This is a genomic window from Vibrio sp. 661 (assembly GCF_033339315.1).
Lineage (GTDB): Bacteria > Pseudomonadota > Gammaproteobacteria > Enterobacterales > Vibrionaceae > Vibrio > Vibrio alginolyticus.
Genome location: NZ_JAWOUJ010000069.1, coordinates 1 through 1,303, shown reverse-complemented (window position 1 = coordinate 1,303; position 1,303 = coordinate 1). Strand labels below are relative to the sequence as shown.

Below are 1,303 nucleotides of genomic sequence, written 5' to 3'. Positions count from 1 at the left end.
TCGATATAGTCATTGGCCAACTGCTGTTTTTGTTTATCGGACATCACCTTGCCTGCCATTTGGAAAAAGCGTTGCTCTTCCTCTTCCAGATGGTGCAGTACCTTGTGGCGCAGTGTTTTCATGTGCGTAAGCCAAGCGGGCGAGCTCCACGCGGTGTCATCCAACTGAGCGATTACTTTGTCGATGGCGTGGTGCTCGGCAATACCGTGACGTGTCATATCGATCGTCTTATCGCTCTCAATCAGCGGTGCGTAAAAGTAACGCTCTTCGGCTGCGGCATGTTGCTCAAGCTCGTGCTTTAGGTCACGATAAAACTCTCGACGAGTTGGGGAATCTCCGGATGTTTCCATCAGTGCATCCAGCAAAAGGCGCTGTTTTTCATGACTTTCTTTTAGCACATCGAATATGTTCTTCATCTCTGACTCCTTATCGGATTAAGAATAGTTGGTAAAACAAAGGGCGGTTATCACGCCGCCCTTTTTTGCTGTTGATGGATGAGGTGAACGCTTAACAATCTTTGTCTTCCGCGTTCAGATTCTCTTTAAGGTTTTCACAACCATCTTCAATGGCGTTTTGCGCTTCTTCCGCAGTCTCATCCAATTTTTTGCCCGCTTTTTCCATTGGCCCTTCATCACTACACGCCGCTAAAGCAAATACCAAACCAGATACTGCGGCGATACGATAAATAAATGACGTAACTCGCATGCTAACTCCTATCTATTTACGTTTTTCTTTCCAAGTATCACAAATACTATTGATACAATTAATGACAACAGGAACAGATAAAATATCACTTGCGCGACAGCTGCGGCGGCACCGGCAATACCACTAAATCCGAGTACCGCTGAAACGAGAGCCAAAGCAAGGAAAATAAACATCCAACGAACCATGGTGTTGTCTCCTTATTTTTTAAAGTGAAAGCTCAATATTAGTTATTACTGAACAACTTCAAGCTTATCGACAACCTTATTTACATCGTTGGTATTATTTGCAATCGATAATGCCAGATCGTGCTCGGCATCTGAGTTCACTTTACCGGTTAAGGTTACGGTTTTATTTTCTGTGGTGACATCAATGTCTGTACCACTAACGCTGGTATCCATCAGTAAACGAGTTTTCACAATAGTAGTAATTTTTGAATCCGTTAATGCAGCAAATGCATCAGAATCGGCATCTTGTTTATTTTCACTCACTACCGTTAGCTCGTTATTTACTTTTTTCACACCATCAAGGCCTGAAACCAACTCTTCTGCCAGCGACTTTTCCAAATCGTTATTGACCGAACCTGTCAGCGTAACCACCT

At 43.5% G+C, this 1,303-nt stretch carries 4 protein-coding genes; all 4 read right to left on the bottom strand.

Annotation, left to right across the window (positions count from 1 at the left end; genetic code table 11):
• The coding region (locus R7P69_RS24745; RefSeq protein ID WP_318121757.1) for a hemerythrin domain-containing protein at positions 1-416 on the bottom strand (416 nt) is incomplete at its 3' end.
• 91 nt (positions 417-507) lie between these two features.
• Positions 508-705: a hypothetical protein gene (locus R7P69_RS24740; protein ID WP_025607697.1), complete on the bottom strand. Its 198-nt coding sequence runs from the start codon at positions 703-705 to the stop codon at positions 508-510.
• Positions 706-713: 8 nt separating this feature from the next.
• Positions 714-890, bottom strand: a complete 177-nt coding sequence (locus R7P69_RS24735; RefSeq protein ID WP_005478615.1) for a DUF1328 family protein — start codon at positions 888-890, stop codon at positions 714-716.
• A gap of 45 nt (positions 891-935) precedes the next feature.
• On the bottom strand, positions 936-1,303 hold a 368-nt coding region (locus R7P69_RS24730), incomplete at its 5' end, for a BON domain-containing protein (protein ID WP_140133172.1).

What these genes read in the sequence shown, in the direction of transcription:
- R7P69_RS24735 (WP_005478615.1), bottom strand. Translation starts at nt 890, where the DNA reads ATGGTTCGTTGGATGTTTATTTTCCTTGCTTTGGCTCTCGTTTCAGCG.
- R7P69_RS24740 (WP_025607697.1), bottom strand. Translation starts at nt 705, where the DNA reads ATGCGAGTTACGTCATTTATTTATCGTATCGCCGCAGTATCTGGTTTG.